Genomic DNA, 5,229 nt, shown 5'->3' on the forward strand with positions numbered 1-5,229 from the left:
ATGCCGGCCGGGCACGCCCCAGGCGAAGGCCATGTAGCCGCGGCGCATCTCGCCAGTGCGGCCGTGGTCGGCGAATTGCGCGGTCAGCGAGGCGTGGGCGAGGTCGTTCTTGGCGACCACCATCAGCCCTGTCGTGTCCTTGTCGAGCCGGTGCACGATGCCGGGCCGGCGCACCCCGCCGATGCCGGAGAGCGAGGTGCCGCAATGGGCGATCAGCGCATTCACCAGCGTGCCGGTCTCGTGGCCGGCGGCGGGATGCACCACCAGCCCCTTCGGCTTGTTGAGAACGACGATGTCGTCGTCCTCGAACACGATATCGAGGGCGATATCCTCCCCCTTCGGCTCCGGCGGAGCCGCCTCCGGCACGTCGATTATGATCGTATCGCCGGATGCGACGTGATAAGCGGGGTCGCGGACCGCGGAGGCCTTCAGGTGTACTGCGCCCGCCAGGATCAGGGCTTTCAGCCTCGATCGCGACAGCTCCGGCAGACGCGCCGCCAGCACGCGGTCGAGCCGGGCCGAGCCCTCGTCGCCGGCAACGACAACCTCCAACCTTTGCGCAGAGCCTGAGTTTTCCATGACGACGTCTGATACCGCTGTTCCCGAACCGACCCCCGAGCAGGCCGCGCTGTTCGCGCGGGTGCGGCGGATGATGCTGATCGCGGGGTTGACCACGGCGCTGGCAATCTGCGCCGTCCTGATTGCGGTGGGCTACCGCCTTTTCAAGTCGGAGGGAAGGGCGGCCGAGCCCGTGGGCGACATCACCGCCACCCTGCCCAAGGGCGCCAGGATCGTCGCGACCGGGGTCGCCGGCGAGCGCCTCGTGGTCACGCTGGATCTCGGCGGGGTCATCGAGATCCGCACCTTCGACGCCCATACCCTGAAGCCGGCGGGAAAGCTGAAATTTGCCAATGAGCCGTAAAGGCGGCCCGGGTATTCGCCCAAATTTCCACCGTCGTCCTGGCGCAGGCCAGGACCCATAACCACAGGTTTTCGTTGCGTGAATGAGGCCAGCACTCCGATCTGCCTTAACCATTGGCATTCGGGGTGATGGGTCCTGGCCTGCGCCAGGACGACTGGGATGAAACCCTCAATCCCAGCTTGCCGCCGCCAAAATTCGCGGCTATGTCCTGTCCCACACGCTCCCTTCGTCTAGCGGTTAGGACGCGGCCCTCTCAAGGCTGAAACAGGGGTTCGATTCCCCTAGGGAGCGCCAATTCCCCGTATTCCGCGACATTGTACAATGCTGCTCCGGCCCGGGAGCGCCATATCGCGCAATCTTTGATCGATAGCGCACCGCCTCGGCGAGGTTGCTGCTTTGCGCCCGTCGATTGGCCAATTCGCGGTCGGTCGGCCGGGCGACCTGAACCGCCGGATGGCAATGGCAAATCGACGTGCGCCGCATCGTCTCAGTGATGCGCCGAAACACTCGTGACGGTCTCGGTCAGCACATCACCTGATGCGGAACGGCTGACGTCACCCAGGCTGATGATGCCGACCATCCGCTTGCTCTTGTTGATCACCGGCAGCCTGCGGACCTGCAGCTTCTCCATGTGATGCATCGCCTTTGCGAGGTCGTCGTCCTCCCGGCGGCAATGGATGCCTTCAGTCATCACATCGCGCGCCGGGGCGGCATCGAAGCCGTGGCTCGCGAGCCCTTTGCAGACGATATCGCGGTTGGTCACCATCCCGACCAGCTTGTCGTCCTCGCCAACCGGAATGCAGCCGATGTCATGCGCTCGCATCAATTTGGCAAGCTCGGCGATAGAGGTGTCGGGGCAATTGAAAACGCGCTTTGCCATTTCATCGAATGGGACAGCAGTGCTCGCTTGAAGAGCATCGCCGCCAGTCACATGTCACAAGGATCGGGGATCGTTGGCCCGGCACACTGGCAACGCACCCACCGGCCCTCATTGAAGGTCGCGTGCGTCCAATAAGAGCGAGCACGGGCTGCGTTCGAGCGCCGCTCGACGCAGTACCTGTACGTAAACGCAACGGCACCAGCCGTCGAGGGAGACCTTGGCGGCTTTTGCGTGTGGCCAGATATGCGCAAAGAAACGGCCCCTTCAGGGTCGGCCAGCCGCGAGGTTCTTGCACTCAGGTACGAGGTAGACCGCCTGTAATGCGGTGTAACATTCGACGCGTGATAAGGAACAAGTGACCCGGATAACAGTTGCCCGACATCAACTCTCAAAGTCGAAATCACTGAGAGGCTCTAGGATCAGGGAAGAACAAGCCATTGCGTGTCTTCATCATCGCATTGTCAGTCTTGGGAGTTTTCGTCGGTGCAAATGTTGCCCAAGCCGGTCCCAGCACGACCGACCGCGAACTGTTGGCATCCGTCGATCCGGCGACCTTTTCCCAGGAGGCAACTCAGGAAACCGAAGATCAGGTAGGCCTCGACAAGGGAAGGCGTCGAGACGTGCAGCGCCGGCTGACCCGTCTCGGCTTCGACACCAAGGTCAACGGACGGTTCGACGAGTCGACCCGGTCTGTCATTACGCGCTGGCAGGCGGCACGCGGCTATCCCAAGACTGGCTTTCTCAACACGCAACAGCATCAGGCGCTACTGACCGAGTCAGTCTCAGCGGCGCACGCCAGCTCCAGCAGCGGTGACAGATCCGATGAAGGACGTCTGGCCCGTCGTCACGGTGGGGGTGGTGCTCACCATCACCGCAGCGATGGCGGTCCAGGTGGACTGATTGGCGGCGTAGTGGGCGGACTGTTCGGACGCAGGTGACCCGACAAATTGAAAAGGGGAGACATCCAGCCGGCGCGATGCCGAGAGCATCGGTCTGATCGTCTCCGAATTGGTCATCAATTCACTCAAGCACGCCCTTCAAGGACGCTAAGACGTCGATCGCGCCCCGCATCGGCGGAGTTTGCCCCTTTACGCAGGTCGATCTGCCACCTCGCGGTCGGTCGATCTGGGGGACCTGAAACGCCGGACAGCGCCGGCAAATCGACGCGCGCCCACATCGCCTTGCGTTCACACCGGCACAAAGTGGACCGCGTCGGGCCGCCGCCTTTCGCGCCGCGCGATGGTTCCCTGTTAAACGCATGGCTCGGGCTCAGCTCAACGTCGGGTCGGGCGGCGATCGCGAGAGGAGCTCTGGCCGTATTTCCCGGCCGCATCTCAGTGGTGCGCCGCAACGCTCCTGACGGTCTCGGCCAGCAAATCACCTGACGCGGAATGGCTGACGTCACCCAGGCTGATGATGCCGACCATCCGCTTGCTCTTGTTGATCACTGGCAGCCTGCGGACCTGCAGCTTCTCCATGTGATGCATCGCCTTTGCGAGGTCATCGTCCTCCCGGCAGCAATGGATACCGTCAGTCATCACATCGCGCGCCGTCGCGCGGCCGGCATCGAAGCCGTGGCTCGCGAGGCCTTTGCAAACGATGTCGCGGTCGGTCACCATCCCGACCAGCTTGTCGTCCTCGCCAATCGGAATGCAGCCGATGTCATGCGCCCGCATCAATTTGGCGAGCTCGGTAATCGGAGTGTTGGGGCTAACCCAGTCGACACCCTTGTGCATCACGTCTTTGACTTTCATGGCGGGCCTCCGTTCGTGGGTTTCAAGTGGGTTGCTGCAAGGCAGCGGCCTCCCGTCTTCCGAACTCCGACCAGACAAGCGCAGACACTCTCGCCGTGACCCCGCTGAATATGACGGCGATTTCGCGGCCAGACTTCTCGCCCAAGATCGCAAGGGCAATGGGCGGTCTACAAGATCCTCAGTCATGGGTGCTGAAGCGCCCGTGCGGTGCGTTGGCCGTCAGCCGCACAAACTGCGCGTGACCTATATGAAGCAGCGTCTCATGATCGCCGGCTTCCATATAGATGTCTGGCTGTGCCTCGATGCTGTCGTCGACGATGATATCCAATCCGTAGCATTTGCCGACGGCAGGAACTGCACCGTGTGCACAGTCGCTAAACAGCCGATTGATCTCGGTTTCATCGGCCATGTGGACATTGTCGCCGAGGCTTGTCCTCAGGTCCGACAGGCGGAGGTGATGCGATGCGGGCAAGATGGCCAGCATGTATCCGCCGTCGCGCCGCAACACGATGCCCTTGGCGAGGCGGTCGCCGGAGATATGGCATGCCTCGGCCGTTCGAGCGGACGTCATGCTGAGTTCGTGCGGGATCACCTCGTACTGGATGTTCTCAGCGGCTAGGTATTTCTGAAGCGTGGGAGCAATGGCCATGGCATCACCTCCGATGCAGAATGGAAGCCATCCACCGTGAGGTCGACCCTGCAGACTCTCGCCATACGATCGGCGGCGGCTGCCTGACTAGAGACCCAGCATAAGTCTTCCATCCGCAAGCTGCAATTCATCGTTCGCAATATTATTCTGAGCGGCGCGCCATTTCGGTCGAGACTGGCACTCAAAGCCGCCTTTTTCTCCTTGGAGCCGCAGCGAGCAGCGCAGGACCAAACTTTGCGCGTAGCTCGGCGCGAGCCTGTCTTACGCCGTGGTGCCGTCGATCGAGCGGCGGATCACCCGCTGCACTTCGGCATTCGACAGGAACAGATCATGGTTGATGATGCCCCAGCCTTCCGCCGACGCATCGACCACGCGCACGCCGAGCTGCGCGATAACGGCCTTCTCGGCAGCGCCGACCCTGGTCATTCCGCCTGCGATTTGTCCGGACAGCGCGAGTGCGCGATCGTTGGTCGCGGCGATCACGGTGATCTTGCCGGCGAGCGGACCGATGCGGTGGATCGCGGACGTAAACACGTCCATGTCGATGTCGGGCGCGGCAAACACGACGCTGCCGATCTTGCTCGTCACGGTGTCACCATAGCGCGCATGGAGCTGGCGCAGGCTTTCGAGCGTCAGCATAGTTCCCATGCTGTGCGCAACGATGTGCACGCGGCCGCCACTTGGCGCCGACACCAGCGCGGAGAGCACGCGCTCGAAATCGTCGCGCGACCACATCGCGCTGTCGCGGTCATAGGCATAGTCGAACAGTCCGGCCTTGGAGGGCCAGGAGAACGCCATGGTCCGGCCGCGGAACTTGATCCCATCGGAAAGATGGGCGGCATCCAGCACCGCCGTCTCGAATGTCTGCTTGAAGCCGTGCACATAGATCAGCACGTCTCCCCCCCCGGCCTGCGCGGCGAGATCGCCAGCGTCGGCCGACACCGGCTCGACCCGATCGAGGCGCCAATCGCCAAGCCCAACCGAGGCGAGAGACAGTCGGCTCTCGTCCGGCGCCGCCAGCTTC

Annotated in this window: 7 protein-coding genes and 1 tRNA gene; 3 read left to right on the plus strand and 5 right to left on the minus strand. The window is 62.9% G+C overall.

The features are described from left to right. Nucleotides 1–579 (minus strand): pseudouridine synthase (locus MOV74_RS30740; RefSeq protein ID WP_246930579.1); only part of this gene is annotated, 579 nt, incomplete at its 3' end. On the opposite strand from MOV74_RS30740, the gene MOV74_RS30745 reads away from it, so the two are divergent. Both MOV74_RS30745 and MOV74_RS30750 read left to right on the plus strand, forming a co-directional pair. Then, nucleotides 578–922 (plus strand): hypothetical protein, encoded by a 345-nt coding sequence (locus tag MOV74_RS30745; protein ID WP_246930581.1) that lies wholly within the window; start codon nt 578–580, stop codon nt 920–922. The genes MOV74_RS30740 and MOV74_RS30745 overlap by 2 nt on opposite strands. A 219-nt stretch (nt 923–1,141) precedes the next feature. Continuing rightward, nucleotides 1,142–1,216 (plus strand) — tRNA-Glu (locus MOV74_RS30750). Nucleotides 1,217–1,409: 193 nt separating this feature from the next. On the opposite strand, the gene MOV74_RS30755 is transcribed toward MOV74_RS30750, so the two are convergent. Continuing rightward, nucleotides 1,410–1,802 (minus strand): CBS domain-containing protein, encoded by a 393-nt coding sequence (locus MOV74_RS30755; protein WP_246930591.1) that lies wholly within the window; start codon nt 1,800–1,802, stop codon nt 1,410–1,412. 437 nt (nt 1,803–2,239) lie between these two features. Between MOV74_RS30755 and MOV74_RS30760 the strand changes: the two genes are divergently transcribed. Next, nucleotides 2,240–2,740: a peptidoglycan-binding domain-containing protein gene (locus MOV74_RS30760; RefSeq protein WP_246930583.1), complete on the plus strand. Its 501-nt coding sequence runs from the start codon at nt 2,240–2,242 to the stop codon at nt 2,738–2,740. Between the two features lie 396 nt (nt 2,741–3,136). Here MOV74_RS30760 and MOV74_RS30765 read toward each other — a convergent pair whose 3' ends face one another. The 3 genes from MOV74_RS30765 to MOV74_RS30775 all read right to left on the minus strand — a co-directional run. Then, on the minus strand, nt 3,137–3,556 hold the full coding sequence (locus MOV74_RS30765; RefSeq protein ID WP_246930585.1) for a CBS domain-containing protein: 420 nt from the start codon (nt 3,554–3,556) through the stop codon (nt 3,137–3,139). A gap of 178 nt (nt 3,557–3,734) precedes the next feature. Continuing rightward, nucleotides 3,735–4,205: an aminoacyl-tRNA deacylase gene (locus MOV74_RS30770; protein WP_246930587.1), complete on the minus strand. Its 471-nt coding sequence runs from the start codon at nt 4,203–4,205 to the stop codon at nt 3,735–3,737. A gap of 261 nt (nt 4,206–4,466) precedes the next feature. Continuing rightward, nucleotides 4,467–5,229, minus strand: a 763-nt coding sequence (locus tag MOV74_RS30775; protein ID WP_246930589.1) for an alpha/beta hydrolase, incomplete at its 5' end; no start/stop codon positions are given.

It is taken from the genome of Bradyrhizobium sp. SHOUNA76, from assembly GCF_023006445.1.
Lineage (GTDB): Bacteria > Pseudomonadota > Alphaproteobacteria > Rhizobiales > Xanthobacteraceae > Bradyrhizobium.

Excerpts from the sequence above, each read along its gene's own strand:
- MOV74_RS30755 (WP_246930591.1), bottom strand. The coding sequence starts at position 1,802 with ATGGCAAAGCGCGTTTTCAATTGCCCCGACACCTCTATCGCCGAGCTT.
- MOV74_RS30770 (WP_246930587.1), bottom strand. The coding sequence starts at position 4,205 with ATGGCCATTGCTCCCACGCTTCAGAAATACCTAGCCGCTGAGAACATC.
- MOV74_RS30745 (WP_246930581.1), top strand. The coding sequence starts at position 578 with ATGACGACGTCTGATACCGCTGTTCCCGAACCGACCCCCGAGCAGGCC.
- MOV74_RS30765 (WP_246930585.1), bottom strand. The coding sequence starts at position 3,556 with ATGAAAGTCAAAGACGTGATGCACAAGGGTGTCGACTGGGTTAGCCCC.